The organism is Pseudomonas sp. P5_B3, assembly GCF_056400405.1.
Genome location: NZ_JBFULI010000001.1, coordinates 111,461 through 137,479 on the forward strand (window position 1 = coordinate 111,461; position 26,019 = coordinate 137,479).

Below are 26,019 nucleotides of genomic sequence, written 5' to 3' on the forward strand. Positions count from 1 at the left end.
ATGTTCCTGGGAGGGCTATTTCTGCTCTCGTAACAATTGAGCGGCACGAACGGCAAAGTACGTCAGGATGCCATCTGCCCCTGCACGTTTGAAAGCGGTCAGGGACTCGAGGATAACCCCTTCGCTCAACCAGCCATTCTGGATTGCCGCCATGTGCATGGCGTATTCGCCGCTGACTTGATAAACAAACGTCGGCACTTTGAATTCTTCTTTTACCCGGCACAGGATGTCCAGGTACGGCATGCCTGGCTTGACCATGACCATGTCTGCACCTTCTGACAAGTCCGCCGCCACTTCGTGCAGGGCTTCGTTGCTGTTGGCCGGGTCCATCTGATAGGAGGCCTTGTTGGCCTTGCCCAGGTTCAGCGCCGAACCGACCGCATCGCGGAACGGGCCATAATAGGCGCTGGCGTACTTGGCCGAGTAGGCCATGATCCGCACGTTGACGTGACCTGCCACCTCGAGGGCTTCGCGGATCGCCTGGATGCGGCCGTCCATCATGTCCGATGGCGCCACGACCTGGGCGCCGGCTTCGGCATGGGACAGGGCTTGCCTGACCAGTGCGTCGACGGTGATGTCGTTCTGCACGTAGCCTTCTTCATCAAGAATGCCGTCCTGGCCGTGGGTAGTGAACGGGTCCAGGGCGACGTCGGTGATCACGCCCAGCTCAGGGAATTGCGCACGCAGCGCACGGGTCGCGCGTTGGGCGATGCCTTGCGGGTTCCACGCTTCGGCGGCGTCCAGCGACTTGAGCTCCGAGGGTGTTACCGGGAACAGCGCCAGCGCCGGAATCCCCAGTTCGACCCACTTGGCTGCCTCTTCCAGCAACAGGTCAATGGTCAGGCGTTCGACGCCCGGCATCGAGGCCACCGCTTCGCGACGGTTTTCACCATCCAGCACGAATACAGGCAGGATCAGATCATCGACGGTCAGGACATTTTCACGGACCAGACGACGCGAGAAGTCGTCACGACGGTTGCGGCGCAGGCGGGTTGCGGGGAACAAACGATTGGCGGGGGTAAAGCTCACGGCAGACTCCTGAGCCCGCAGACGTGCGAGCGTGACAGTTATAAGCGGCCATTATGACGAACGTGTGACAGTTATGTGCACGCTGCGACAGGTAGCCGCATTCCATTGTCCTTGTAGGAAATGTTCACGTCGAGACACATTTGGACACTTTCCTGAATGTGTCCGAAGGGTTAGGCTGCGCGTTCATTTCGCCAGCACCCAGACAATGCTCCAACAATTTCTGCATGACTTCGGCTATTTTGCCCTTTTCCTAGGCACGTTCTTCGAAGGCGAAACCATTCTGGTACTCGCGGGCTTCCTCGCGTTCCGTGGATACATGGACATCAACCTGGTGGTGGTCGTGGCCTTCTTCGGCAGCTATGCCGGCGACCAACTGTGGTATTTCCTGGGGCGCAAGCACGGGCGCAAGTTGCTGGCGCGCAAACCGCGCTGGCAAATGATGGGCGACCGGGCGCTGGAACACATTCGCAAGCATCCGGACATCTGGGTGCTGAGCTTCCGCTTCGTCTACGGTTTGCGTACGGTGATGCCGGTGGCCATCGGGCTGTCAGGCTATCCGCCGGGCCGTTATCTGCTGCTCAACGGAATTGGCGCGGCGATCTGGGCCGCCGCATTGGCGGCGGCCGCGTACCATTTCGGCGCCGTGCTCGAAGGCATGCTCGGCAGTGTGAAGAAGTACGAACTCTGGGTACTCGGTGCCCTGTTGGCCCTGGGCTTCGTGTTGTGGCTGCGCCGGCGCTTCAAGAATGCCCGCCTGGCCAAGCAGGTCTATGCCGACGAACAAGCCCTGAAAGCTGCACAGACCAATACCGAAGGCCCTACGACGCCAACCGAGTGATGCGGTTCCTGCAACAGTAGAGACCGATGCCGCTGAACAGGCTGTAACTGAGCAGGCCGACCCAGCCCACCGCGCTGGCCGGCCACAACCCCACCATCGGGGCCAGCCATACCAATGGCAGATTCGACGCCAGCCGCACCCACTCCAGCTTCAACGCCCACGGGCGACTCTCCAGGGCCACGCCCAGCACAAACAGACCGAACGCCACCACCCCCCAGCCCAACATCAGGGCGGCGACTGGCAGTTTCGGCTCAAGATTCATCAAGTAGCTGCCCAGCGCGATGTAGGCGCAGAACTGCAACAAGACGTAGAGCTGCTGACGCCCGTCCAGCGGCACCTCGAATTTGCGGAACTGGCTCAGGTCCGGCTTGTTCACCGGGTATTTGGCCGCCACGTCCGCCGGGCGCCAACCGGTGCGCATGAACCAGATCCGCAGCTTGTCCCAGGTGCTCTCGGCACGCCGCGCATCTGCCCATAACTGCGCGTAGAACTGCACGTTCGCCCACACAGGATTCCAGCTCGCCAGCGGCGTGGTCACGCCGAAAATCACCGGCTCGTTGTCGTCTTCTTCCTGGAACGAGCCGAACAGACGGTCCCAGATAATGAACACGCCGCCGTAGTTGCGATCCATGTAGAGAGCGTTCTGTGCATGGTGAGCCCGATGATTGGATGGCGTGACAAAGAACCATTCGAACCAGCCGAGCTTGGGAATGTGCCGGGTGTGCACCCAGAATTGGTACAGCAGGTTCAGCGCCGCGACGCTGACGAACACCAGCAGCGGCACGCCGAACACCGCCATCGGCAGATAGAAAATCCAGCTCAGCAGGAATCCGGTACTGGTCTGGCGCAACGCCGTGGACAGGTTGTAGTCCTCACTCTGGTGATGCACCGAATGGGCGGCCCAGAGGATGTTGCGCTCGTGGCCCATGCGGTGCAGCCAGTAGTAGCAGAAGTCATAGAAGACAAAGGCGAACACCCAGACCCACACACTGTCGACCGACAGTTCGAACAGCGCCAGGTACTTGAGGGCGAACGCGTAGGTCACCAGCCCCACGCCTTTGGTCAGCAACCCCGTGGTGGTCGACAGCACGCCGGTGCTGATGCTGTTGATCGCGTCCGCCACCCGATAATTACTTACCCCGCGCCAACGGTCGGCCAGCAGTTCGACGGCGATCAGCACAAAGAAAAACGGCACCGCATACAGAATGAAGTCCATGACGCGCCCTGACCGGAATCTTGAGGACAGATGCTATGTGTAGCCGTGAATTAACCCTATGGCAACGAGTGACAAATTAGTGGACATTTAACGCCATGAATCTGGAGAAAAGCCCATGAGCAAAAAAGTTGCAGTGATCCTTTCCGGTTGTGGCGTGTACGACGGCGCCGAGCTCCACGAGAGCGTCATCACCCTGCTGCGTCTGGACCAGCGCGGTGCCCAGGTGCAGTGTTTCGCACCGAACATCGCGCAGTTGCATGTGATCAATCACCTGACCGGCGAAGAAATGCCCGAATCGCGCAACGTGCTGGTGGAGTCGGCACGGATAGCCCGGGGCAACATCAAGGATATCCGTGACGCGAACGTCGATGAGTTCGATGCGCTGATCGTGCCCGGCGGCTTCGGCTCGGCCAAGAACCTGTCCAACTTCGCCATCGAAGGTGCTGGCTGCACCGTTCAACCGGATGTCCTGGCACTGACCGAAGCCTTTGCCGAGGCCGGCAAGCCGGTGGGGTTGATGTGTATCTCCCCAGCCCTGGCGGCAAAGATCTACGGCCCCGGCGTCACCTGCACCATCGGCAATGACACCGACACCGCTGCCGCGATGAACAAGATGGGCGCCACCCATGCCGATTGCGCGGTCAGTGACATCGTCGAGGACAAGGCACGCAAACTGGTGAGCACACCGGCTTACATGCTGGCGCAATCGATCAGTGAGGTGGCGTCCGGCATCAACAAACTCGTGGACCGCGTGCTCGAACTGACCCACGAAAACGATGCCTGACACGGTTCAAAAATGTGGGAGCGAGCTTGGTCCGGGCGGCGTTCCGACGATGGGGCCAGCACATTCAACATTGATGTTGTCTGTAAGTCCGCTATCGCGAGCAAGCYCGCTCCCACAGGGTCCACCACTGGTCTTAAGATTTGCGCGCCAAACGAGTGAGAATCCGGTCCAGCGCATTGGCAAACGCGTGCTTCTCACGTTCGCCAAAGGGTGCCGGTCCACCGCCCATTTGCCCCTGTTCGCGCAAATCGGTGAACAGGTTGCGCACCGCCAGCCGCTCTCCCATGTTCTGCGCATCAAACTCCTTGCCCCGCGGATCGAGCGCCGCCACGCCCTTCTTCACCAGACGATCGGCCAGCGGCACATCGCTACAGATCACCAGCTCACCGGGCACCGCGTGTTCCACCAGATAATCGTCCGCCGCATCCGGACCGCTCGGCACCACGATCAACTTGACCAGTGCCAGCCCCGGTTTGGTCTGCGGCTGTCCGGCCACCAGCACCACTTCGAACTGGCGTTTGAGGGCGAACTTCACCACCAGATCCTTGGCTGCCCGCGGACAGGCATCGGCATCGATCCACACACGCATTGAATTTTCCTCTGTTGAAAAGCATCGTCGGAACGCCGCCCGGGGCAAGCCACGCTCCCACAGGATACACATCGCCCATGTGGGAGCGTGGCTTGCCCGCGAAAGTGAGCGAAGCGAATGCTTTTCAGGAAACCTGCACCCGCCGCCCCTCAACCACCCGGCTACGACCATACAACACGACAATCGCAATGATCGCCAAAGCCTGGGCACTCAGCGAATACGCATCGGCATGGATCCCCAGCCAGTCGAAATCAAAGAACGGCACCGGCCGCGTGCCGAAGATCCCGGCTTCTTGCAGCGCTTTCACGCCATGCCCGGCAAACACCACCGACAAGGCGCACAAAAGACCGGCGTTGATGCTGAAGAACAGCGCCAGCGGCAGCTTCGCCGAACCGCGCAAAATCACCCAGGCCAGGCCGACCAGCAGCACCAGCGCCGTGGCCCCGCCGGCCAGCACCGCGTTATGCCCCGCCGGACCCGCCTGCAACCACAGAGTTTCGTAGAACAGAATCACTTCGAACAGTTCGCGATACACCGAGAAAAACGCCAGGGTCGCAAAGCCGAAACGCCCACCGCCACCCACCAGGCTGGTCTTGATGTAATCCTGCCAGGCCGCCGCGTGACGACGGTCATGCATCCACACGCCCAGCCACAACACCATGACACTGGCAAACAACGCCGTCGCACCTTCCAGCAATTCGCGCTGCGAACCGCTGACATCGATCACATAGGCTGCCAGCGCCCAGGTACCCAGCCCCGCCAGAAACGCCAGTCCCCAACCGGCGTTGACGCTGCGCACCGCCGCCTGTTGACCCGTGTTGCGCAGGAAAGCCAGGATCGCCGCCAGCACCAGAATCGCTTCCAGACCTTCGCGTAGCAGAATCAGCAGGCCGGAAATGTAACTCAGCGACCAGCTCAAACCGTCGTTGCCGAGCAGGCCGGCCGATGCCTTCAACTTGGCCTTGGCCGCTTCCAGGCGCTGTTCGACGTCGCTCACCGGCAGACCATCCTGCAACGACTGACGGTAGGCCATCAGGGATTTTTCAGTGTCTTTACGCGTGTTGGCATCAACGTTGTCCAGCGAGCTTTCAATCAGTTCAAAGCCTTCCAGGTACGCCGCTACCGATAAGTCATAAGCCTGGTCATGCTCACCGGCACGATACGCCGCGATGCTCTTGTCCAGAGTGGCTGCGGTGTAGTCGAGCAGTTGTGCCGGGCCACGCTTGACCTGCGGCGGTTGCGCCCGCTGGGCACGGAAGGTCGCGGCGGTTTGCGGGCCTTCGGCGGCCTGTACTTCGGCCGGGGTCTGACGAGCCAGGTCGGCAATGTTGTAGGTCTTTTCAGCCTTGGCCGTCGCCGGATCAACACTGAAGCTGGCGATATAGGTGGCAAGGTCCCAACGCTGACGATCATCGAGTTGATCGGCAAAGGCCGGCATGTCAGTCCCTTCGACACCCTGGCCCAAGGTGCTGTAGATCGCGTAGAGGCTCAGCCGATCCAGTCGTCTGGTATCGCGCAGATTTGATGGCGGTGGCGTCATGCCGACACCCGCCGGGCCGTCGCCGGCCCCTGAATCGCCATGGCAGACCGAGCAATGCTGAGCGTACAGCGGCGCCCCACGCGACGGATCTGGCGTAATGACCGGGGCCTGGCTGACTTCATAGGCCACGGCCAGCTTCGCGCCCAGTTGCCGAGCCTGGCGAGTGACGTCGGCACCGTCCTGACGGGTACTGATGGAGTTACCCAACGCGGTCAGGCTTTGCTCCAGCACCGTCTTTTCCGGTTTGGCTGGCAGGGCTTCAATCAGACTTTCCAGCGTCTTGACCGATTCTTGCTGCGCGCGAAATCCGGCCTGGTCCGTGATGCTGCCCGCCTGCACCGTGTCCGGGTAATCCGCGCCGATGTAATCGAGCAAGTGCAGCGCCTGCGGCGCACCTTCGGCGGGGGCGGCCAGCAGTTGAACGCTGCACGCCGCGAACAGCGGCAGCAGCAACCAGGCCAGCAAACGGGAGGGGGCAATCATGAATGAATCTCAGTTGGAAAAACGAAGTTACATATTGTTAACGCCCAACGGGTTTCGCTCAAGCATTGTCGGGACTTCCGGTGAAATCACGGGCTCTCCAAGGTATTGATACACCAATGAAAAAGGCGACCTCATGGGTCGCCCTCCTGGATTTCCGCGGGCTTAGATCGCAGCTTTGCGCAGCGTCGCCATGAATGCTGCCGCACCGATGAATAGTCCGGCAAAGGTCCGATTCATGCGTTTTTGCTGTTTCGGTGTGCGCAGCAGACGCAGCACCCTGGACGCCAGACCGGTGTAGCCCGCCATGACGATCAAGTCGACGCAGATCATGGTCACGCCGATCACCAGATACTGAATCAGCAGTGGAGCATGGGGGTCGATGAACTGCGGCAACACCGCCAGCATGAACACCAGCGCCTTGGGGTTACTGATGTTCACCAGGAAACCACGGAACACCAGCGCCAGAGGCTTGCCGATCTGTCGCACCGCCGCGTCATCGCTCATATCGCTGGGCAGCGCACGCCATTGCTTGATCGCGAGGTAGACCAGGTACGCCACGCCGAACCATTTGATCGCATAGAAGGCTGTGGCCGACGCCGTCAGAATCGCGCCCACACCGGCGCCGACAATGGCGATCTGCACTGCAAGACCCAATTGCAGACCCAGGGCGTTCCAGTAGCCGCGCCAGAATCCGTATTGCAGACCGCTGGACATCGACGCAATGGCGCCGGCACCGGGGGACAGGCTGATCACCCAGCAAGCGGCAAAAAACGCCAGCCATGTTTGAAGCTCCATTTCACACCTCGACTCAGACTCGTGACAGATGTCTAAGCTAATGCGGCTTTGGGCCGATGACTACCGATTTTTTGCAGGACATGGCGACTGCTGACTTGAGGCCCCCATCGCGAGCAAGCTCGCTCCCACAGGGATCTGCTGCGGACGCAATATCCGGGTGCTACACAAAACAATGTGGGAGAGAGCTTGCTCGCGATGGCGGTGTATCAGGCAACAGAAGGCTTACTTCTCAAACCCGCTGGAAGGAAACACATCCGTCCCGCGCCAGCGCCGAACAGAACGCTGGAAGAACAAACTGTTGGGCACTTGCACCATGGTGCTGCCAGTACCCAGCTCTTCTGCCTCGATCAACGTGGTGTAGAGCAGATTGATCGCCACCACCCGACCTTTGACGCCAGGCTTGTCGGTGGTGTCCACCAGCTCGACCACGTCGCCGATGCGGAACGGGCCGACGGTAAAGATCAGGATCGCGCACAGCAGGTTCGACAGCACGCTCCACATGGCGAAAAACGCCACCGCCGCGACCGCAACGAAACCGGACAACGCGGTCCAGAGCACCGTGGCCGATACACCGAGTCGCTCCAGGACGAAAATCAGCGCACTGCCCATGATCAGCCAGCGCAGGCCCCCGCGCAGCGGCATCAGCAACTGCGGCGGAAACGGGTAGCGCTCACCGAGACGAGTCAGGCATTTGGCAACAAAGCGCTGGGCGAAGTAACCGGCGAGCAGGATCAGCAGGATTTGCACGCCAAGCCAGATCGGCTCGGCCCACACCGCCGGCAGCGGCAGCTTGAAGGCGTCCATCAGGACAGCGCCTCCAGCTCCGCCTGCATGCTTTCCAGCAATTCCAGGGCTTCCATCCACGCTTCTTCCAGTTGCGCCTCACGCACCTTCAGTTTGGCCTGTTCGGCCAGCAGATCACGCAAGTCGTTCTTGCGTGCCGGTTCGTAGATGTCACTGTCGCCGAGGCTGGCATCGATTTTCGCCAGCTTTTCGTGGAGCTTGCCCAGCTCGGTTTCAAGCTTGTCAGCTTCACGCTTGTGCGGCGCCAGTTGCTGGCGCAACGCAGCAGCGGCCTGACGCTGGGCTTTCTTGTCGGTCTTGTCCGGGTTGACCGGGGTGTTGCTGACCGGGGCATTGCGCTGACGGTAGTCCACCAGCCAACGGGTGTAGTCCTCCAGGTCACCGTCGAACTCCTCGACCTTGCCGTCCGCCACCAGATAGAAATTGTCGGTGGTGCTTTTGAGCAAATGCCGGTCGTGGGAGACCACCAGTACCGCACCGCTGAATTCCTGCAGGGCCATGGTCAGCGCCAGACGCATTTCCAGGTCCAGATGGTTGGTCGGTTCGTCGAGCAGCAGCAGGTTCGGCCGGTCCCAGGCAATTAATGCCAAAGCCAGACGCGCCTTCTCGCCACCAGAGAAATTCAACACCGGCTCGTCGATTCGCGCACCACGGAAGTCGAAGCCGCCGAGGAAATCGCGCAAGGTCTGCTCGCGCTCGGTCGGTGCCAGGCGCTGCAGGTGCAGCAACGGGCTGGCCTTGGAATCCAGAGAGTCGAGCTGATGCTGGGCGAAGTAACCGACCACGGTGTTCTCGCCACGGGTCAAGCGGCCGGCCAATGGCGAGAGCTCACCGGCAAGGTTCTTGATCAGGGTCGACTTACCGGCGCCGTTCGGGCCGAGCAGACCGATTCGCGCACCCGGGGTCAGCTGTAGCTTGACCTTCTCCAGCACGGCTTTGTCGCCGTAACCCAGGCGGGCATCGGACAGGTCGATCAGCGGGCTGGAGATTTTCTGCGATTCACGAAAGACGAAGTCGAACGGCGAATCGACGTGGGCAGCGGTCAGCTCTTCCATCCGCTCCAGCGCCTTGATCCGGCTCTGGGCCTGACGGGCCTTGGTGGCCTGGGCCTTGAAGCGGGCGATGTAGCTTTCCATGTGCGCACGTTGCACCTGCTGCTTCTCGTACGCCTGCTGTTGCTGGGCCAGGCGTTCGGCACGGGCGCGCTCGAAGGCGCTGTAGCCACCGCGGTACAGGGTGATCTTGCGCTGATCGACGTGGGCCACGTGATCGACCACGGCATCGAGGAAGTCGCGGTCGTGGGAAATCAGCATCAAGGTGCCCGGATAGCTCTTGAGCCATTCCTCAAGCCAGATGATGGCGTCGAGATCCAGGTGGTTGGTCGGTTCGTCGAGCAGCAGCAGGTCCGATGGGCACATCAAGGCCTGCGCCAGGTTCAGGCGCATCCGCCAGCCACCGGAGAAATCCCCGACCTGACGATCCATCTGCTCGTTGGTGAACCCGAGACCGGCCAGCAACTTGCGCGCCCGGGCGTCGGCGGTGTAACCGTCGGCGCTGTCGAGTTCGGAGTGCAGGCGGGCCTGTGCGGCACCGTCATGGGCCGCTTCGGCTGCCGCCAGGTCGCGTTGCACCTGGCGCAGGCGCAGGTCGCCATCGAGCACGTAGTCGACCGCCAGGCGTTCGAGGGTGTCGACCTCCTGGCGCATGTGGGCGATACGCCAGTCGGCCGGCAGGAAGCAATCACCCGAGTCCGGGTGCAGCTCGCCCCGAAGCAAGGCGAACAGGCTCGATTTGCCGGCGCCGTTGGCACCGATGAGACCGGCTTTGTGGCCGGCGTGCAGGGTCAGCTCGGCGTCTTCTAGCAGACGTTGCGGGCCACGCTGTAAAGTCAGGTTCTGAAGTCGAATCATAATGGCGGCGGAGTCTACCAGCTTCGCTCGCAACTGGCGCGAGTAGCACTATGTCCTCTGACCTGTGGAGCTTTTCCCTGACCATTTACGCCCGCCCGGGCGTTGAGCAGGCATGCCTGCAATTGCAGTCGGCGGGGGTCAATGTGTGCCTGTTGCTGTGTTGTGCGTGGCTGGGACAACGAGGCGTGGCCTGCGATGAGCAGCGCTTGCAGCAACTACGCAGCGTGGCCGTCTCGTGGGACACCGATGTCGTGCGGCCGTTACGCGCCTTGCGCACACAATGGAAGGCCGCGGCCACGGCAGACACTGATTTGCATACCCTGCGTGAACAAGTGAAGGCGCTGGAGCTGGAAGCCGAACGGCATCTGTTGTTGCGGCTGGAGAGAGCGGCGCAGAGTTGGCCGCAAGGTGCCGAGACCGATCTATCGGCCTGGCTGGAAGGTGCGACGACTGAGGTCGCCCACCTGCACCGCGACGCGCTGCATCAGCTGCGCGTCGCGGTAACCGGCACTTAGGAAGCGCTGGTTGGGGTGGTTACAGCGCTCGAAGTTGCGGTCGGCGTAGGTGCTGGCGCGACTGTCGAGGTAGTGGCTGCCGGAGCAGGTGCTGCTGACGCAGCCGGAGCGACTGGCTTGGCAACCGGTGCGGTGGCTGGTTTGGCGGCAACCGGCTTTTTCACTGCAGGTTTTGCAGCGGGTTTGGCCGCTGGTTTTGCAGCGGGCTTGGCCGCAGCTGGTTTGGCAGCGGCTGGCTTGGCGACAGCTGCTGGTTTCGCTGCAGCTGGTTTTGCGGCTGGTTTAACAGCAGGTTTGGCAGCCGCTTTTACAGCAGGTTTTGCCGCTGGCTTGGCTGCTGGTTTTGCAGCGACGGGTTTGGCGGCCGGCTTGGCAGCAGGTTTCGCCGCAGCGGTCCGGGCTGCCGGTTTAGCGGCCGGTTTTGCAGTTGGTTTTGCAGCCGGTTTAGCGGCGGCGGTTCTAGCCACAGCTGGTTTGGCAGCAGCGGCTTTTGCAGCGGCAGGTCGTGCAGCGGCTGGTTTGGCAGCCGTGGTTTTAGCCGCAGGTTTTGCGGTGCTGGCAGCAGCCGGTTTTCTCGCAGCCGGTTTTGCAGCAGGTCTGGCTGCGGCAGTTTTCGCTACTGGTTTGGCAGCTGCCGGTTTTGCGGCAGCAGGCTTGGCCGGTGCTTTTGCAGCAGCCGGTTTGGCAGCGGCTTTCTTCGCAGGTGCCGCAGCAGGTTTGGCTGCACGCAGGGACAACGCCTTGCCGACAGCCTCTTGTACACGACCGACGCCCTGGGCCAGTTTCAGGCTTTCCTGAGCATCGCGCTTGAGTTGCAGAATGTAGCCGCGGGTTTCCGATTGACGATCCTTGAGGGCATCGAGCAGCTCTTCAAGGTCGGCCACTGCGTCCTTGGCCTTGGCTTGTGCCTTGGCTTTTCCGGCCGCCGCAGCGTCCTGCAATTTGGTACGGGATTTGTGCAGTTTTTCTTGCGCTTTTCCGCGCTGCTTTTCCAGTTTGGCGAGCAGTTTTTCAGCATCAGCCAAGGCTTCGGAACAAGCGGTTTCCAGATGCTCGAGCAGGCTGCTCGATAGTTGTTGGAGCAGGTGCAATGGAGTGTTTACTGGCTTCTTGGTGGCCGACATGGTTTACCTCCTGGCTGAAGTGAGTGCGGCTCATACTAGACCTCTGCTGCAACCGCCGCTAGGGCATGTTGACACTATCGAAAGCCCCGCGTTGCAAAGGATCGAAAAACTTCTGCCGCGACGCAAAAGCAGTTCACCGTTGCGCGCATTCTCACTGGCATAATCGCCCGCAATTCAGGTCGGAGAATGCCCATGTCGCGCTGCCTTTTTTTATCTCTGTGTGTGTTTTTTTCGGTGGCCCAAGCCGCCGCAACAACGCAGGAAAATGAAGCCCACGATCTCGCATACAGCTTGGGTGCGAGCCTTGGCGAACGCTTGCGCCAGGAGGCTCCCGACCTGCAACTCAAGGCACTGGTCGAAGGATTGCAGCAGGCCTATCAGGGCAAACCGCTGGCGCTGAAGGACGAGCAGATCCAGCAGATATTGACCGAGCACGAAGCCCGGATCGCCATGCAGTCAGCCGAGCCGCAAAGCGAAATGGCACTGGAAAAGGAACAGCGTTTTCTCGCCACAGAAAAGGCCAAGCCCGGCGTGCGCGAACTGGCTGATGGTGTGTTGCTCAAGGAGTTGACGCCAGGCACTGGCGCCAAGGCCGGACCGAACGGCAAAGTGCAGGTGCTGTACATCGGTCGCTTGCCCGACGGCACAGTGTTCGATCAGAACAGCCAGCCACAATGGTTCAGTCTCGACAGCGTGATCGCCGGATGGCGCAGTGCATTGCAAAACATGCCGGTCGGGGCGAAATGGCGACTGGTGATTCCATCGGCTCAGGCCTATGGCGCCGACGGTGCCGGCGACGTGATCGCACCGTTCACTCCATTGGTGTTCGAGGTTGAATTGCGTGGTGCAACCAGCTGACAGCGGAAATGAAAAACGGCGTGCCTTGGCACGCCGTTTCGGGGTCTTGCAGGAAGTGCTTCAGGCCTGAACCGGATCGGTTTCCTTGTGAGCCGTGTGCAGCACTTCGATCAGGCAATCTTCCAGTTCGAAGCGTTCGTGCAACAGGCCACCCAGTTCCTTGAACTTCTCGGCGACGCATTTGCCCTCATCGCACAGGTCATTGAACGCCAGTAGCTTCTCGGTAATTACGTCGATACGCGGGTAGATCGTCTCCGCGAGTTCAAGACCACGCTTGTCGTTGAAAGCCTTGGCTTCCCCGGTAAGTTGTTCGTAGATCTCAAAGTGGCCGGCTGACACGTAATCGACCAGCACGCCGCAGAATTCCTGCAAGGGCTTGCGATTCGTGGACAGTGCCTCTGGATCGGCACCGAGCTTGTCGTATGCATCGATCAGCTCCTTGCGCTCCTGCAACCAGCGATCGATCAGCAGGTGCACTCCACCCCAGCGTTCCTGAGCATTCTGACAACTTTCGAGCATGGTGATCTCTCTTCCCTTGTGGGTCAGCTGCTCTATGCCCGTCGCCCTCTTGTTACGTCGGGGGCGATTTCAGGCAGAGCGTCATCGAGCAACATAATTCCAATGACACGTGCGGGCCAGATTATGCCCGCACGACACTGGCTTCAAGGTACGCAGGCGATAAAGTTCATACAAGTGTTTAATCGCCCGCAAAGGCCCGGTGCGACGACTCGCCGCTGAGTGGTCGTTGATCGCTGATCCAGACCAGTCGCAACGACTGGTAAACGGCCAGAATCATCATCGCGACGAAGAACAACAGGCTCCACTCGGTGAGACTCAGATCGAACAGCGTCCAGGAAATTTCCACACAGTCGGCAGCGCCCTTGAACATTTGTTGTACGACGGATAGCCACGGAGAACTGGCCAACAGGTCCGCCAGATGGGTCGAGCACGCCGCTGTCTGTTCCGTCGGAAGGCTTTGCAGCAGGACCTGTCGCCACGCGGTGACAGTGCCGGCGAGACTGCAACAAAGACTGAGCAGCCAATACAGAACGTTTCCGATGCGACCAGGGCCATGGACCGAAGCCAACAGGCAGACACCGGCAAAGAGCGCCATGCAAAACCGTTGCAACAGACACAATCCACAAGGCCGCAGGCCGACTGCATATTCCAGGTAGTAGGAAACGCCCATCGCCAGAGCGCCCGCAATGAAGGCCATGAAAAACAAGGAACGTGAGCAGGCCAAAGACATGGCTTTTCCGTAAAAGTAGTGACAGACCATTACGGTAGAGGAAAGCGCGACGGCCTTACAAGGCAAGTGCCCACAGAGACTTCAGCACAGGTGTAGGGAAATCCCGACGCAGACGAGAGGATAAAGTGTAGTCCTCTGTAGGACTTTGCCTGCGACGAGATGCGGCAACTGAATTTCAACTCATCATCGCACTGCGGCGAGGACGATCGCTCCTTCGCCGCAGGTCATCGCTCAGACGCCGGAACCTGGCGCCAGCGAACGGGTCAAGCGCGGGCTGGCACTGGCAGAGGGGCCGCGAGCAAGCGTTCATCCAATAACCCCAAGCCTTCCTGAAACAGCTGGTTGCTGCGCTCGGTATCGCCCATTTGCGCCAGCAAGCGCGCCAGTTCCGCACAGGCTTCCGGATTGCGTTGTACACGCAGGCTGCTTTCCAGATAGTCCCGGGCCTTGCCCCACAAACTGTTTTGCAGGCATAGACGACCCAGTGTCAGCAGCAGGCCCGGATCAGCCGGATGGTCCTTGAGCCAGCCTTCGGCAGCCTGCAACTGGCGGGCCGGATCATTGCCGCGAACCAGTCCGTAGAGTCGTGCCAGATGACTGTCGTAGCTGCGTTTGAGAGCGGTACGCAGCACTTCTTCGGCCTCGACCTGAGCCCCCAATTGCCGCAGTTGTTCGGCATACGCGAGCACCAGTTGCGGCTCCTGACGCTGTGCCGAGGTCAGTTGTTGCCAGGCACGTTCGAGCGATTGCTGCCCCACCGTTCCGTCTTCTTCCCGTTGCGCTGCCAGAGACAGGTTCGCCCCCCAGGCCCGACGCTCCAGCTCGGCGAGCTCGGCCGCCGGCAGGATTTTGTCTTTGCGCAGCTCCGGCAGCAGGCGAATCACTGCCGACCAGTCACCACGCTGCTCAAGCAAGCGCTGCAACTGCCGCAGGGTCTGTGCGTTATGAGGATGGCGTTCACGCATGGCTTGCAGGGTGGCGAGGGCACCTTCGGTATCACCGCGATCGGTCTGCAACTGAGCGTGGCTCAAGGCGATAGCCAACTCGGCCTGAGGCTGACGCTCCAGGGCGCGCTCCAGCAAGTTGTCGCTTTCTTCGTAATTGCCTTGTTCGTTCGCGGCACGGGCCGCACCGAGGTAGTAAAGCAGCGGCTGGCGCTCGGCTTCGGCGGCCCGATGCAAGTGACGTTGCGCACTGGCCCAGCGACCCTCGGCCAGGTCCAGTTGACCGTGCTCGATCGCCACCTGCACCCGACGACTGCGGTTACGCCGCGACCACGGATTGACCACGCCACTGGAAGCCATCACCAGTTCGACCAGCGACTTGATGCCCCAGAAAACCAGCCAGAGCACAGCCACCAGCGCCAAAGTAGCCCACAGGCTCGACTCATAGCGGAAGGTCTTGTAGGCAATCAGCACGTAACCGGAGTGTTCGGCAATCGCCAGCCCCAGCGCAGCGGCAGCGGCGATCACAAGGAACACGATCACATAGAGGCGTCTCATGGCGTGGCCTCCGGCGTAGCGTTCGCGGCAGGCCTGGCCATTGGCTTGACCGAGTCCTCGGCGTTGACGTTGCGCCGTTCCAGATACCCCTGCACCGCGCTCAGGGTGCCGGTCATATCTGGTGTGACTACGGTGACGGGTTGCTTGCTCAACTCGGCCACCTGCTCAAGCATCACTTTGCTTTGTGCGTTGTCCGGGTTGAAGTTGCCCTTGAGGATGTCCCGCGCTTCGTCCAGCACTTGGGAGTAAACCGCCGCCTGGCCATTGAGTGCGGCCCACTGCGCTTGCTCCAGCGCCAGGCTCAGGGCCAGGCGTACCTGACTCAGGCTCTGGCCGGCCAGCAATGGACGAACGTTTTTGTCAGCATTGAAATCGATACGGATGTAGCGCGAAATCTGATCCCACCATTGCGCCCAGCGACTGGCACCGTCGCCATCGGCGGTCAGGCCCAGCAACGAATCGCCACGGTCCTTGTACTCCGGCGCCAGCTCGGTGAGACTGGCCACTTGATCGCGCAGCGCGCCCAGACGCAGGAACAGCCCGGTGCGATCCGGTTGTTCGGTACTGCGCAAGGCAATCAGGGTCCTGGCCACCTGCTCGCGAGCAGCAAAGGCGCCTGGGTCGTTCTGCTCGCGCAGAATCTCGTCGGCACCCTGGACCAGCGCTTGGGCGCTGCTGATGTCCTGCAAGGCGGACAGTCGCAGGCTGGCCAGACGCAGCAGGTGCTCCGCCTCGGCCAGACGCCAGTCCTTGCGACTGGCACCGAGTATGGTTTCCAGGCGCTGGTTCAACCGCTGCTGATCACCTTGCAACTGAATGACCAGACGGCTACGTGCTTCCAGTTCATCGGCGGGAGGTAATTGCGCCAGGCGTGCGCTCAGGCGCTCCTCATTGAGTTTGAGGTTTTGCGCCTGGTCATTCAGCGCCTGCACCTGGCTCAGTTGCTGCTGATTATTGGCTTGCAGGTGACGCACCTGCCAGACACCCCAACCGCCCACCGCGACACCGGCCGCACCCAACAGCAGCGCGATGACTGCCAGACCATTGCCTCGACGCTGCTCGGCGGCAGGTGGTGGTGGCGGCATTTTATCAACAGGGGCATCAACAGGTGCATCAAGCACCGGTCGCGAGTCATCTTTAGGCAAGGCTGTTTCGCTCACGTATCCATCCTTTGCATTAGAAAACGGGTACGGGATGCTCCCGTAACGCCGTCAGCAAGGCCGCGGCACTGGCGCCGCGACAATCCACAACTGTTTTGGCCCCGGCGGCACGCGCCATTTCGGCAACCCTGGGGCTCGGTACAAACAACGGCAACCGCGCCAACTGCGGCCAGGCGTCGCCGGCCAATTGATGCAGGTGCTCAAAACCTTGTCCACTGCTGACCACCAGCCCGTTCAGGCGTTCCGCCTGGATCCGTTGCAGCAGCAGTGTCGGCGGGTAAATCGGCAATGCCCGGCGGTACAGCTCCAGATACTCGACACTAGCACCAAGCTCACGCAAACGCTCCGCCAGCAACTCGCGCCCGCCCTCCCCGCGCAGGATCAACACTCGCGCATCGGGATGTGCGATAGCCTCGCGTAGTCGGGAAAATTCGAGCAAGGCTTCACTGTCATCGCCCTCTGCCGGGAAGCTCACGTCCAATCCGTGATCCTCGAGGATCTGCGCAGTCGCCGCGCCGACGCTGAACCACTTCACACCGGGGGGCACTGGCCAATATCGCTGGAGCAGATCGACGCCGATCCGGGCGGCTGGCTTGCTGACCACAATGACCGCGCAGAACTGGTCCAGCGCCAGAATCACCTGGCGCATTGTGTCAGTGACCGCAATCGGCATGATGTCCAAAAGCGGCAGACTGTTACTGAATATCCCCTGCTCAGCCAAAAGACTGCTCAGCGCCGCCGACTCATCGGCGGGACGCGTCAGCAGCAAGCGCCAGCCGATCACTCGTGACCAGCCTCGCCATAGACCGCTTTGAGTATGGCGTCGGCCCCCTGGCTGAGAAGGTCTTCGGCCACCCGCACACCCAGCGCTTCGGCATCGCCGCGAGGAGCGCGGGCCTCTGCGCTGAGCAGCAGACCACCATTTGGATCGCCCACCAGCCCGCGCAACCACAGCTGCTCACCTTCCAGCACGGCGTAGCAGGCAATCGGCACCTGGCAGCCACCATTGAGGTGCTTGTTGAGAGAACGTTCGGCGGTCACGCGGGTGGCGGTGTCCTGGTGATGCAGGGGCGCCAGCAGAGCATGGATTTCACGGTCGGCGCTGCGGCATTCAATACCCACCGCGCCCTGGCCACCGGCTGGAAGGCTGTCGTCGACGCTGATGGCCGAGGTGATGCGATCTTCAAATCCCAGACGGATCAGGCCGGCAGCGGCGAGGATGATGGCGTCGTATTCGCCGGCATCGAGCTTGGCCAGGCGAGTGTTGACGTTGCCGCGCAGGAAGCGGATTTCCAGGTCCGGACGATGGGTCAGCAATTGAGCTTGGCGGCGCAGGCTGGAAGTGCCGACGATGCTGCCCCGGGGCAACTCATCCAGGCTGGCGTAGGTGTTGGAAACGAACGCATCGCGCGGGTCTTCCCGCTCGCAGATGCAGAACAGACCAAGGCCTTCGGGGAAGTCCATCGGCACATCTTTCATGGAGTGCACGGCGATGTCGGCTTCATTGTCCAGCAGCGCGGTTTCGAGCTCCTTGACGAACAGGCCCTTGCCACCGATTTTCGACAGCGGTGAGTCAAGCAGCTTGTCACCACGGCTGACCATGGGGACGAGGGTGACCAGCAGGCCCGGATGCGCCACTTCAAGACGGGCTTTGACGTATTCGGCCTGCCACAGGGCGAGAGCGCTTTTGCGGGTGGCGATGCGGATCTGACGAGAGGACATGGATCAATCCGTACTGAATAGATACGGCGGATAATAACATCTCAGCCAAATCCACTTTGACTTGTATCAGATACTACTCGGCCTCCCTGGCCCCGGATGTCCGGCAATCGGGTGTGAAATTCGCCTGCGAACAGCTGTTTAAAGCTGTTGCATCATTTTGCGTACGCCAGCCACATGGCGCCGGCTGACGATCAGTGCATCACCGTTGAGACCTTTGAGAAACAGCTGAAAATGTCCCAAGGGGGTGCGCTGCAGTCGCTCGATACGCTCGCGGGCGACCAGTGCATTGCGATGGATACGCACGAAACGGTCACCGAATTCGTCTTCGAGGGCCTTGAGCGGCTCATCGAGTAGCACTTCGCCGCCTTCGTGGCGCAAGGTCACGTATTTGTGGTCGGCAATGAAATACACCACCTGATCCAGCGGAATCAGCTCGATCCCTTTACGGGTTCGGGCGCTGATATGGCTGCGCGGTCCGTTGCCGCTTTCGGCAGCAGGGCGGGTCAGGGCGGCGAGCTGGGCACGATTGGGGCGCTCGGCTCTCTTTAATGCGTCATGTAATTGTTCAGTTCTCACAGGTTTCACCAGATAGCCTACGGCGCTGGCCTGTAAGGCTTCCACGGCAAATTCATCGGGCCCGGCGCAGAACACCACGGCGGGAGGGGTTTCACGTTCGCACAACCGCGCAGCCACTTGCAGGCCATCGAGGCCGGGCATGCGGATATCAAGCAGCACGATATCCGGTTTGTGGCTGTCGATCAGTGCCAACGCCTCTTCGCCATTCGTGGCACTAGGCTCCAGGACACTGTATCCCTCGAGTTCGCCAACCATTCGGCTCAGGCGCTCGCGGGCCAAGGGTTCGTCATCAACGATCAGGACATTCATATTGCGCTGGATTCCTGCGTGAGTCTCGCACAAGGATAGCGTAGACAGGTGAAGTGACGTCCGTCACCGCGATCCACGCTAAGACTAGCGCGAGCGTCAAAAAGTGCCGCTGGTCCGGCGGCTAAATTTTCATCTGCCGGGCGATTGGCGGCCCAGGCCCGCATTGGCGATACATCGCCACAGGGTTTGTTGTTACGCAATCTGAACACCCCCCTCTTTTTATAATCAGCGGCTGCAACGAAAAGTGCGCTGATCCTACTGTCCAACTGTAGACGGTTGCCGGGACGATACAGCTCAATTGGAAAATATCGTTGCGCAAAAATGCGCGGGGCTTGCCCAAGCCTGGACTCGTCCCCAAAAAAAACCTGTCGACCAGCGTCAGCGACAGGATTGGCAACCCTGTTATTATCCGCGCCAGCGTTCCACGCCTTCCTACTTCAAGCCGATACGAGCGAATTCATGAGCACTGACAAGACCAATCAGTCCTGGGGCGGCCGCTTCAGTGAACCCGTCGACGCCTTCGTCGCCCGCTTCACCGCCTCCGTCACCTTCGACCAGCGCCTGTATCGCCACGACATCATGGGCTCGATTGCCCACGCCACCATGCTGGCCAAGGTCGGCGTGCTGACCGATGCCGAGCGCGACAGCATCATCGATGGCCTGAAGACCATCCAGGGCGAAATCGAGGCCGGTCAGTTCGACTGGCGCATCGACCTCGAAGACGTCCACATGAACATCGAGGCGCGCCTGACCGACCGCATCGGCGTGACCGGTAAAAAACTGCACACCGGCCGCAGCCGTAACGATCAGGTCGCCACCGACATTCGTCTGTGGCTGCGTGACGAGATCGACCTGATCCTGGCCGAAATCACCCGCCTGCAAAAAGGCCTGCTGGAGCAGGCCGAGCGCGAAGCCGCCAGCATCATGCCGGGGTTCACCCACCTGCAGACTGCACAGCCAGTGACGTTCGGGCACCACATGCTGGCCTGGTTCGAAATGCTCAGCCGCGACTACGAACGCCTGGTCGACTGCCGCAAGCGCACCAACCGTATGCCGCTGGGCAGCGCCGCGCTGGCCGGCACTACCTATCCGATCGATCGTGAGTACACCGCCCAACTGCTGGGCTTCGACGCGGTTGGCGGCAATTCGCTGGATAACGTCTCCGATCGCGATTTCGCCATCGAATTCTGTTCGGCCGCCAGCATCGCGATGATGCACCTGTCGCGCTTCTCCGAAGAGCTGGTGCTGTGGACCAGCGCGCAATTCCAGTTCATCGATCTGCCCGACCGCTTCTGCACTGGCAGCTCGATCATGCCGCAAAAGAAAAACCCGGACGTGCCGGAGCTCGTGCGTGGCAAGACCGGTCGCGTATTCGGTGCGCTGATGGGCCTGCTGACCCTGATGAAAGGCCAGCCTCTGGCCTATAACAAGGACAACCAGGAAGACAAGGAACCACTGTTCGACGCCGCCGACACCCTGCGCGACTCGCTGCGCGCCTTTGCCGACATGGTTCCGGCGATCAAGCCCAAGCACGCGATGATGCGCGAAGCGGCGCTGCGCGGGTTCTCCACCGCCACCGACCTGGCCGACTACCTGGTGCGTCGCGGCCTGCCATTCCGTGACTGCCACGAAATTGTCGGTCATGCCGTGAAGTACGGTGTGGACAGCGGCAAGGACCTGGCGGAAATGAGCCTGGAAGAACTGCGCAAGTTCAGCGACCAGATCGATCAGGACGTGTTCGCCGTGCTGACCCTCGAAGGCTCGGTCAATGCCCGCAACCACATCGGCGGCACCGCGCCGGCGCAGGTGAAGGCTGCCGTGGCTCGTGGCCAGTCGTTGCTGGCCAGCCGTTAAAAGCCAAAAGCATCGTCGGAWCGCCGCCCGGAGCCGGCTCGCTCCCACACTGGATAGTGTTCGCACATCCAACCCTGTGGGAGCAGGCTTGCTCCGGGCGGCGTTCCGACGATGACTGACCTCAAGACCCCACAGAACTACTTCTTGGCAGCAATCATCGCCATGAACGCCGGCAGCGCGGCCTCCCGGTCCGCCGCCACACGCTGCACGTTCGGGTTACCCCCCAACCGTTCCAGCAACGCCTTGGCCTTCGGCATTTCAGCCAACAAATCAATGCCGAACAGTTTTTGCGCTACGCCACACGCCAGTGGCACACTGAACAGAAAATACAGATCCGCCACGCTCAAACTATCGCCAGCCACATAAGGGCTGAATTTGCCGTGCCGGCCCAGCGATGCCATCCCCAGCAACAGTTCGGCTTTGGTTTTTTCCTTGATCGCCTCCGGCACCGTCATGCCAAAAAATGCCTCCGGGAAGCAGGCTCGCGCCGGCAGTTCGATGTACAGCTCGATTTCCTTGGCCAACGCCAGCACCTGCGCGCGCTCGAACGGCTCATTCGGTAGCAGCGGCTTGCCCTTTTGAGCTTGTTCGATGTACTCGAGAATCACACTGGTTTCGTTGATGTAGCCCTGCTCGACGCCCAGCACCGGGACCTTGCCCCGCGGGCTGATCGCCAATGACTCCGGGGTCTGGGTCGGGACGAACATGACCTCCTCGAACGGCAGACCTTTTTCCAGCAACGCCAGTTTGACCATGTTGTAGTAGTTGCTGACACAGAATCCATAAAGTTTAAACATCACAAAGCCTCCAGGCCGTGCGGGGTGGGCGGTGTCTGTTTATAGAGCGCTGCCGGGATTCTTGCCAGCAGCATCACGCGACTGAATGCGGGTAAACTGGCCACCTTTCCCTGAGGAGCCTGCCATGAGCGAGCCAACCGATATCGACAACGACGAAGAAGAGTTCGCCGAAAGTACCCTGATCCAGGCCATCGAAAACCAGATCGAAAGCGACAACCCGCCAGCTGCCAAAGCGACGTTCAACAAGCTGACGCTGGTGGGCTATGAGCGCGAAGAAATCCTCAACCTGATGGCTCATGTTCTGGCGGTAGAAATCGACGCGATCCTCGAAGAAGACCGCGCGTTCAACACCCAATGGTATGAAGCTGCCCTGCGCGCATTGCCCGAGTTGCCGCCGGAAAAGCAATAAACCCACGCCCTCCCTGTAGGAGCAGCCGGTCGACGCTCGATTGCTCGCGAAAAACCCGAGAGCGCCACGGGGCATCTGGTTTACGCGTCATCGTTGACGACCTTCGCGAGCAATCGAGCGTCGACCGGCTGCTCCTACAGAGAAAAAACCCTGTCGCGAGCACTGGACATGCCGGACAAGCGGGTTCACCTTAGGGGCGCTGTCGTCCAATTCCTAGAAAGTCTGGAGTCCTTATGTCGCTTACCCCTGAGTTGGTTGCCGAACTGGAAGTCCTCGCACTCTTCAACCTGGACAGTTCCCAGGAAGGTCTGAAAATTCATCAGACCGCTGCCCCGAAACACATTGCCGCCGCCAAACGCCTCTTTGAAAAAGAACTGACCGACCAGCCTGATGGCGGTTACCTGACCAGCCTGGGTCGTGACGCCGCGCAAAATGTGCAATCCGTGCTGACCATTCTTAACGCCGAAGTAACAGCCTGAATTCTGCCGCATCGCCCACGGAGACCCCGACCCAGGGATTTCCGCGGGCACACTCCCCTGATTTCTGTCTCCAATCGATAGAAATCTGACGCCAGAAAAACAAAATCAGCTTAAAGGTCCTCGCCTCAAGGCGCTAAACTGCCCCTCATCCGAAGAGCCCCACGTCCGAGCCCTGCGAGCCGGTTTGAGCTGACATGACGCGCACCCATGAAATCCGCCCCGATCTGGACGAGGGAATTGACCGCAAGGTTCTCGGCCAGCTGCGCGCACGTTTTCTGAAACTCAACGAAGGGCGCATGGCTCGCGCCATGGAAGGGTTGTCGACCCGCCAGCAAGGGGTCTTGACCTTGCTGCCGCTGTTTTTCCACGTTAATCATCCGCTGTTGCCCGGCTACGTTTCCGGCAGTACGCCGGCCGGGCTGTCGAATTTCGAACCGGATGCCAATGTCCTCGCTGAAGCCCAGCGCCTGACCCGCTCGTTTTCCTACAAACCGCGCCACGGCAGCAACCCGCCAAGGCCGATTCACGGACTGTTCCTGATGGGCAGCCTCGGCACCCTGGCGCAGGCCGACCAGAGCGACATGGATGTGTGGGTCTGCCATGGGCCGGACCTGACCGAGAACGAACTCGCCGAGCTGCGCAAAAAGTGCCAGTTGCTGGAAACCTGGGCTGCCAGCCAGGGCGCCGAAGCGCACTTCTTCCTGATCGACCCGATCCGTTTCGTCCGTGGCGAGCGCGATACCCAGCTGAGTTCGGAAGATTGCGGCACCACCCAGCACTACCTGTTGCTGGACGAGTTTTACCGCACCGCGATCTGGCTCGCCGGGCGCACACCGATCTGGTGGTTGGTGCCGGTCTACGAAGAGTCGAGCTACGACCGCTACACCCATACCTTGATCTCCAAACGCTTTATCCGCGCCGATGAAACCCTCGACCTCGGCAACCTGGCCTTCATCCCGCCCGGTGAATTTATCGGCGCCGGGCTCTGGCAGTTGTTCAAGGGCATCGAGTCACCCTACAAGTCGGTACTCAAGCTGCTGCTGACAGAGGTTTACGCCAGTGAACACCCCAGGGTCCATTGCCTGAGCCTGCGCTTCAAGCAAGCGGTGTTCGCCAACCAGCTCGACCTCGACGAACTGGATCCGTATGTCGTGGTGTACCGGCGTATCGAGGAATACCTGAACGCCCGCAACGAACCGGAACGGCTGGAACTGGTGCGTCGCGCGCTGTACCTGAAGGTCAATCGTAAACTCACTGGCAACAGCCGCACCCAGAGCTGGCAGCGCTCGTTGCTCGAGCGCCTGGCCCGCGAATGGCACTGGGACCAGCGCCAACTGACCCTGCTCGACAGCCGCAGCCAATGGAAAGTCCGCCAGGTCAGCTCCGAGCGGCGGGCACTCGTCAACGAGCTGAACTACAGCTACCGCTTCCTCACCCAGTTTGCCCGTCACGAACAAACGGTCAGCCGCATCAACAAGCGCGACCTGAGTGTCCTCGGCCGTCGCCTGTACGCCGCGTTCGAGCGCAAGGCCGGCAAAGTCGAGTTCATCAACCCCGGTATCGCCCCGGACCTGGCTGAAGACACCCTGACGCTGGTGCACGCACCGAACAGGAAAGAGCCGGGGCAAAGCCAGTGGGGCTTGTACAACGGCAGCCTGACGGCACTGGAGTGGGAGCATTTCGCGCCGATCAAACGCAGTCATCACTTGCTCGAGCTGCTGACCTGGTGCCACCGCAATGGCGTGATCGACAGCAGTACCCGCCTGGCCCTGCACCCCGGCACCAGCGACTTGAGCGAATTCGAACTGTTCAACCTGCTCGGCAGCCTGCAACAGACCATCGCCCTGCCCTTGCCCACCGTCGCCGAAGAACCGCTGCTGCGCGCCAGCGTGCCGAGTGAAGTGCTGATTCTGGTGAATGTCGGCATCGATCCGCTCAAGCACCATCGCGACCTGAACATCCTGATGACTACCGAGCGCACCGACTCCCTGAGCTACGCCGGTGTCCGGGAAAACCTGGTGCTGACCCTGGACCAGGTCACGCTCAACAGCTGGAACGAAGTGCTGGTCGGTCGCTACGACGGCCCCCACGCCCTGCTCGACTGCATCCGCGATTACCTCAACAACCTGCCGGCCGGGCCACATCAGCCGAAGCTGCGGGTACGTTGCTTCTGCCATAACCGCGCGCAGTTCATCGCCCAACGAGTGGAAGAAATCCTCGATACCGCGCAGAACCTGCTGTTGAGCCGGCTCAATCATCGCTACCTGATCCAGGTCCAGCAGCACTACCACGTGCTGGAGTTGGTGTCGGGCCAGGTCCAGCACGTCGCGCTGGCTACTCTACCGACGCTGATCGATTACCTGGGCGAGGAAATGGCCAGCTACAGCCCGTTGCACCTGGATCCGAAGGCACTGGAAGACCACGACCTAGCGCTGTTCCTGCCGACGGGCCAGCCGGACTGCATACAAGTGTTCTATCGAGTCAACGAAGATCAGGCCGATCTGTACGTGCTCGATGAGTTCAATGCCCTGTGGCAGCAACGCCTGCCCTGGCATGATGAGCAAAGCCTGCTGGTGCCACTGCAGCGTTTCCTGCAATCGATCCAGTATCGCCGCGATGCCCTGTTGCCAATGGAGGCGGCCCACCCCTTGAACCTCGACACCCTGTATTGCCAGCTGCTGCCGTCAGGCCCTGGCCGGGCGCGCCGCATCGAAGCCCGGCCGACACCGCAGACGCCGGTGAACAAGCCGTTCTACGACGTGCAGGCGATCGTCGGCAAAGCCGCACCGGGTCAGGTGCAGGTGACGTTGTATTGCAATCAACGGGAGTTTTCCGAGCTGGAACATGGCGACCGGTTGTTCCGCGTGGTCGCCCGGGAAATCGTCGGGCAGCGCCGGGAGACCGAACGCTACCGCGGCTACATCACTGACCTCGACCTGTCAGGCCTGGTCGGCGAAGGGCAGAGTTCCACTCATCTGTACCTGCGCTACAAGGCTGACCTGGAACACGCATTGAACGAGGCGCTCGATCAGGTCTGAGGGGGTGTCACTCGGGGAACGCGCCGCCATTGGCCGGCTGCGATTCGACTTCCAGCAGCGTCAGCTTCAGGGTCTTGCCGCCCGGAGCCGGCCAAYCGATGTGCTGGCCAACCTTCAGGCCAAGCAGCGCGCTGCCCACCGGCGCCAGGATCGAGACCTTGCCTTCGTCGGCGTTCGCATCCTTGGGGTACACCAGGGTCAGGTGGTAGTCCTTGCCACTGCCTTCTTCACGGCAATGCACACGGGAATTCATGGTCACGACATCCGCCGGCACTTCATCGTGGCCGACCAGTGTATCGGCGCGATCCAGTTCGGTTTGCAACGCGATAACGCCCGGCAGCGTGTCATCCAGGCTGTCGATCAGACGCTCCAGACGCTGAACGTCCAGACGGGTAAGTGTGATGGAAGGTGCGGTCATGATCAGGGCAGACTCCTTTCT

25 protein-coding genes and 1 pseudogene are annotated in these 26,019 nt (G+C 60.9%); 8 read left to right on the forward strand and 18 right to left on the reverse strand.

What is annotated here, in order from left to right; all coding sequences use genetic code 11:
• Positions 1–15 precede the first annotated feature (15 nt).
• Positions 16–1,029, reverse strand: a complete 1,014-nt coding sequence (gene hemB, locus AC1DRN_RS00535) for a porphobilinogen synthase (protein WP_223456495.1) — start codon at positions 1,027–1,029, stop codon at positions 16–18.
• Positions 1,030–1,234: 205 nt separating this feature from the next.
• Here hemB and AC1DRN_RS00540 point away from each other — a divergent pair, with 205 nt between their 5' ends.
• Complete coding sequence (locus AC1DRN_RS00540; RefSeq protein ID WP_223456492.1) at positions 1,235–1,867, forward strand: DedA family protein; 633 nt, start codon at positions 1,235–1,237, stop codon at positions 1,865–1,867.
• On the opposite strand, the gene AC1DRN_RS00545 is transcribed toward AC1DRN_RS00540, so the two are convergent.
• Entirely contained in the window at positions 1,848–3,083 is a 1,236-nt protein-coding gene (locus tag AC1DRN_RS00545; RefSeq protein ID WP_223456490.1) for a sterol desaturase family protein, read from the reverse strand. The genes AC1DRN_RS00540 and AC1DRN_RS00545 overlap by 20 nt on opposite strands.
• Before the next feature lie 115 nt (positions 3,084–3,198).
• Here AC1DRN_RS00545 and elbB point away from each other — a divergent pair, with 115 nt between their 5' ends.
• On the forward strand, positions 3,199–3,867 hold the full coding sequence (gene elbB / locus AC1DRN_RS00550) for an isoprenoid biosynthesis glyoxalase ElbB (RefSeq protein WP_223456487.1): 669 nt from the start codon (positions 3,199–3,201) through the stop codon (positions 3,865–3,867).
• A gap of 133 nt (positions 3,868–4,000) precedes the next feature.
• Here elbB and AC1DRN_RS00555 read toward each other — a convergent pair whose 3' ends face one another.
• The 5 genes from AC1DRN_RS00555 to AC1DRN_RS00575 all read right to left on the reverse strand — a co-directional run bounded on the left by AC1DRN_RS00555 (position 4,001) and on the right by AC1DRN_RS00575 (position 9,988).
• Positions 4,001–4,456, reverse strand: a complete 456-nt coding sequence (locus tag AC1DRN_RS00555; RefSeq protein ID WP_223456485.1) for a YaiI/YqxD family protein — start codon at positions 4,454–4,456, stop codon at positions 4,001–4,003.
• 124 nt (positions 4,457–4,580) lie between these two features.
• Positions 4,581–6,479 carry a cytochrome c/FTR1 family iron permease gene (locus tag AC1DRN_RS00560; protein WP_223456483.1) on the reverse strand — a complete coding sequence of 633 codons (1,899 nt, stop codon included), beginning with the start codon at positions 6,477–6,479 and terminating at the stop codon, positions 4,581–4,583.
• A gap of 162 nt (positions 6,480–6,641) precedes the next feature.
• The gene (gene rhtB / locus AC1DRN_RS00565) at positions 6,642–7,274 is read right to left on the reverse strand and encodes a homoserine/homoserine lactone efflux protein (protein WP_108217186.1); all 633 of its coding nucleotides are present in this window, start codon (positions 7,272–7,274) and stop codon (positions 6,642–6,644) included.
• Positions 7,275–7,496: 222 nt separating this feature from the next.
• A complete protein-coding gene (locus AC1DRN_RS00570; RefSeq protein ID WP_223456481.1) occupies positions 7,497–8,078 on the reverse strand; it encodes a mechanosensitive ion channel family protein in 582 nt (193 codons plus the stop codon).
• Positions 8,078–9,988, reverse strand: coding sequence for an ATP-binding cassette domain-containing protein (locus AC1DRN_RS00575; RefSeq protein ID WP_223456479.1), 1,911 nt, complete (start codon positions 9,986–9,988; stop codon positions 8,078–8,080). The genes AC1DRN_RS00570 and AC1DRN_RS00575 overlap by 1 nt, the downstream gene beginning before the upstream one ends.
• 50 nt (positions 9,989–10,038) lie before the next feature.
• Between AC1DRN_RS00575 and AC1DRN_RS00580 the strand changes: the two genes are divergently transcribed.
• Positions 10,039–10,503 carry a TIGR02444 family protein gene (locus AC1DRN_RS00580; protein WP_223456477.1) on the forward strand — a complete coding sequence of 155 codons (465 nt, stop codon included), beginning with the start codon at positions 10,039–10,041 and terminating at the stop codon, positions 10,501–10,503.
• Here the strand turns inward: AC1DRN_RS00580 and AC1DRN_RS00585 are convergent.
• Positions 10,500–11,627, reverse strand: a complete 1,128-nt coding sequence (locus tag AC1DRN_RS00585) for an AlgP family protein (RefSeq protein WP_223456475.1) — start codon at positions 11,625–11,627, stop codon at positions 10,500–10,502. The two genes, AC1DRN_RS00580 and AC1DRN_RS00585, sit on opposite strands and share 4 nt — an antisense overlap.
• 192 nt (positions 11,628–11,819) lie before the next feature.
• Between AC1DRN_RS00585 and AC1DRN_RS00590 the strand changes: the two genes are divergently transcribed.
• On the forward strand, positions 11,820–12,485 hold the full coding sequence (locus AC1DRN_RS00590; protein ID WP_223456473.1) for an FKBP-type peptidyl-prolyl cis-trans isomerase: 666 nt from the start codon (positions 11,820–11,822) through the stop codon (positions 12,483–12,485).
• 60 nt (positions 12,486–12,545) lie between these two features.
• Here the strand turns inward: AC1DRN_RS00590 and rsd are convergent, their stop codons facing one another.
• The 8 genes and pseudogenes from rsd to AC1DRN_RS00630 all read right to left on the reverse strand — a co-directional run.
• On the reverse strand, positions 12,546–13,004 hold the full coding sequence (gene rsd / locus AC1DRN_RS00595) for a sigma D regulator (RefSeq protein ID WP_223456471.1): 459 nt from the start codon (positions 13,002–13,004) through the stop codon (positions 12,546–12,548).
• Positions 13,005–13,182: 178 nt separating this feature from the next.
• The gene (locus AC1DRN_RS00600) at positions 13,183–13,734 is read right to left on the reverse strand and encodes a disulfide bond formation protein B (protein ID WP_223456469.1); all 552 of its coding nucleotides are present in this window, start codon (positions 13,732–13,734) and stop codon (positions 13,183–13,185) included.
• 263 nt (positions 13,735–13,997) lie between these two features.
• A complete protein-coding gene (locus tag AC1DRN_RS00605; protein WP_223456466.1) occupies positions 13,998–15,236 on the reverse strand; it encodes a heme biosynthesis protein HemY in 1,239 nt (412 codons plus the stop codon).
• Positions 15,233–16,396 carry a uroporphyrinogen-III C-methyltransferase gene (locus AC1DRN_RS00610; RefSeq protein WP_223456464.1) on the reverse strand — a complete coding sequence of 388 codons (1,164 nt, stop codon included), beginning with the start codon at positions 16,394–16,396 and terminating at the stop codon, positions 15,233–15,235. The genes AC1DRN_RS00605 and AC1DRN_RS00610 overlap by 4 nt, the downstream gene beginning before the upstream one ends.
• Positions 16,397–16,412: 16 nt before the next feature.
• Entirely contained in the window at positions 16,413–17,180 is a 768-nt protein-coding gene (locus AC1DRN_RS00615) for a uroporphyrinogen-III synthase (RefSeq protein ID WP_223456463.1), read from the reverse strand.
• Positions 17,177–18,118: a hydroxymethylbilane synthase gene (hemC, locus tag AC1DRN_RS00620; protein WP_223456461.1), complete on the reverse strand. Its 942-nt coding sequence runs from the start codon at positions 18,116–18,118 to the stop codon at positions 17,177–17,179. The genes AC1DRN_RS00615 and hemC overlap by 4 nt, the downstream gene beginning before the upstream one ends.
• Before the next feature lie 138 nt (positions 18,119–18,256).
• The gene (locus AC1DRN_RS00625; protein WP_223456459.1) at positions 18,257–19,003 is read right to left on the reverse strand and encodes a LytR/AlgR family response regulator transcription factor; all 747 of its coding nucleotides are present in this window, start codon (positions 19,001–19,003) and stop codon (positions 18,257–18,259) included.
• Positions 19,000–19,122 (reverse strand): annotated as a pseudogene (locus tag AC1DRN_RS00630) (sensor histidine kinase); the annotation flags it as partial. The gene AC1DRN_RS00625 and the pseudogene AC1DRN_RS00630, both read right to left, overlap by 4 nt.
• 340 nt (positions 19,123–19,462) lie before the next feature.
• Here AC1DRN_RS00630 and argH point away from each other — a divergent pair.
• Complete coding sequence (gene argH / locus AC1DRN_RS00635) at positions 19,463–20,857, forward strand: argininosuccinate lyase (protein WP_223456457.1); 1,395 nt, start codon at positions 19,463–19,465, stop codon at positions 20,855–20,857.
• Positions 20,858–20,994: 137 nt separating this feature from the next.
• Here argH and AC1DRN_RS00640 read toward each other — a convergent pair whose 3' ends face one another.
• A complete protein-coding gene (locus AC1DRN_RS00640; RefSeq protein ID WP_223456455.1) occupies positions 20,995–21,654 on the reverse strand; it encodes a glutathione S-transferase family protein in 660 nt (219 codons plus the stop codon).
• Between the two features lie 124 nt (positions 21,655–21,778).
• On the opposite strand from AC1DRN_RS00640, the gene AC1DRN_RS00645 reads away from it, so the two are divergent.
• The 3 genes from AC1DRN_RS00645 to AC1DRN_RS00655 all read left to right on the forward strand — a co-directional run bounded on the left by AC1DRN_RS00645 (position 21,779) and on the right by AC1DRN_RS00655 (position 25,580).
• Entirely contained in the window at positions 21,779–22,063 is a 285-nt protein-coding gene (locus AC1DRN_RS00645) for a hypothetical protein (protein ID WP_223456453.1), read from the forward strand.
• A gap of 233 nt (positions 22,064–22,296) precedes the next feature.
• Entirely contained in the window at positions 22,297–22,542 is a 246-nt protein-coding gene (locus AC1DRN_RS00650; RefSeq protein ID WP_007980796.1) for a TIGR02647 family protein, read from the forward strand.
• A gap of 194 nt (positions 22,543–22,736) precedes the next feature.
• Positions 22,737–25,580, forward strand: a complete 2,844-nt coding sequence (locus AC1DRN_RS00655) for a class I adenylate cyclase (RefSeq protein WP_223460329.1) — start codon at positions 22,737–22,739, stop codon at positions 25,578–25,580.
• 7 nt (positions 25,581–25,587) lie between these two features.
• On the opposite strand, the gene rnk is transcribed toward AC1DRN_RS00655, so the two are convergent.
• Positions 25,588–25,998, reverse strand: a complete 411-nt coding sequence (gene rnk / locus AC1DRN_RS00660; protein WP_477786598.1) for a nucleoside diphosphate kinase regulator — start codon at positions 25,996–25,998, stop codon at positions 25,588–25,590.
• Positions 25,999–26,019 lie beyond the last annotated feature (21 nt).

Excerpts from the sequence above, each read along its gene's own strand:
- AC1DRN_RS00540 (WP_223456492.1), top strand. The coding sequence starts at position 1,235 with ATGCTCCAACAATTTCTGCATGACTTCGGCTATTTTGCCCTTTTCCTA.
- AC1DRN_RS00545 (WP_223456490.1), bottom strand. The coding sequence starts at position 3,083 with ATGGACTTCATTCTGTATGCGGTGCCGTTTTTCTTTGTGCTGATCGCC.
- elbB (WP_223456487.1), top strand. The coding sequence starts at position 3,199 with ATGAGCAAAAAAGTTGCAGTGATCCTTTCCGGTTGTGGCGTGTACGAC.
- AC1DRN_RS00555 (WP_223456485.1), bottom strand. The coding sequence starts at position 4,456 with ATGCGTGTGTGGATCGATGCCGATGCCTGTCCGCGGGCAGCCAAGGAT.
- AC1DRN_RS00560 (WP_223456483.1), bottom strand. The coding sequence starts at position 6,479 with ATGATTGCCCCCTCCCGTTTGCTGGCCTGGTTGCTGCTGCCGCTGTTC.
- rhtB (WP_108217186.1), bottom strand. The coding sequence starts at position 7,274 with ATGGAGCTTCAAACATGGCTGGCGTTTTTTGCCGCTTGCTGGGTGATC.
- AC1DRN_RS00570 (WP_223456481.1), bottom strand. The coding sequence starts at position 8,078 with ATGGACGCCTTCAAGCTGCCGCTGCCGGCGGTGTGGGCCGAGCCGATC.
- AC1DRN_RS00575 (WP_223456479.1), bottom strand. The coding sequence starts at position 9,988 with ATGATTCGACTTCAGAACCTGACTTTACAGCGTGGCCCGCAACGTCTG.
- AC1DRN_RS00580 (WP_223456477.1), top strand. The coding sequence starts at position 10,039 with ATGTCCTCTGACCTGTGGAGCTTTTCCCTGACCATTTACGCCCGCCCG.
- AC1DRN_RS00585 (WP_223456475.1), bottom strand. The coding sequence starts at position 11,627 with ATGTCGGCCACCAAGAAGCCAGTAAACACTCCATTGCACCTGCTCCAA.
- AC1DRN_RS00590 (WP_223456473.1), top strand. The coding sequence starts at position 11,820 with ATGTCGCGCTGCCTTTTTTTATCTCTGTGTGTGTTTTTTTCGGTGGCC.
- rsd (WP_223456471.1), bottom strand. The coding sequence starts at position 13,004 with ATGCTCGAAAGTTGTCAGAATGCTCAGGAACGCTGGGGTGGAGTGCAC.
- AC1DRN_RS00600 (WP_223456469.1), bottom strand. The coding sequence starts at position 13,734 with ATGTCTTTGGCCTGCTCACGTTCCTTGTTTTTCATGGCCTTCATTGCG.
- AC1DRN_RS00605 (WP_223456466.1), bottom strand. The coding sequence starts at position 15,236 with ATGAGACGCCTCTATGTGATCGTGTTCCTTGTGATCGCCGCTGCCGCT.
- hemC (WP_223456461.1), bottom strand. The coding sequence starts at position 18,118 with ATGTCCTCTCGTCAGATCCGCATCGCCACCCGCAAAAGCGCTCTCGCC.
- AC1DRN_RS00625 (WP_223456459.1), bottom strand. The coding sequence starts at position 19,003 with ATGAATGTCCTGATCGTTGATGACGAACCCTTGGCCCGCGAGCGCCTG.
- argH (WP_223456457.1), top strand. The coding sequence starts at position 19,463 with ATGAGCACTGACAAGACCAATCAGTCCTGGGGCGGCCGCTTCAGTGAA.
- AC1DRN_RS00640 (WP_223456455.1), bottom strand. The coding sequence starts at position 21,654 with ATGTTTAAACTTTATGGATTCTGTGTCAGCAACTACTACAACATGGTC.
- AC1DRN_RS00645 (WP_223456453.1), top strand. The coding sequence starts at position 21,779 with ATGAGCGAGCCAACCGATATCGACAACGACGAAGAAGAGTTCGCCGAA.
- AC1DRN_RS00650 (WP_007980796.1), top strand. The coding sequence starts at position 22,297 with ATGTCGCTTACCCCTGAGTTGGTTGCCGAACTGGAAGTCCTCGCACTC.
- AC1DRN_RS00655 (WP_223460329.1), top strand. The coding sequence starts at position 22,737 with ATGACGCGCACCCATGAAATCCGCCCCGATCTGGACGAGGGAATTGAC.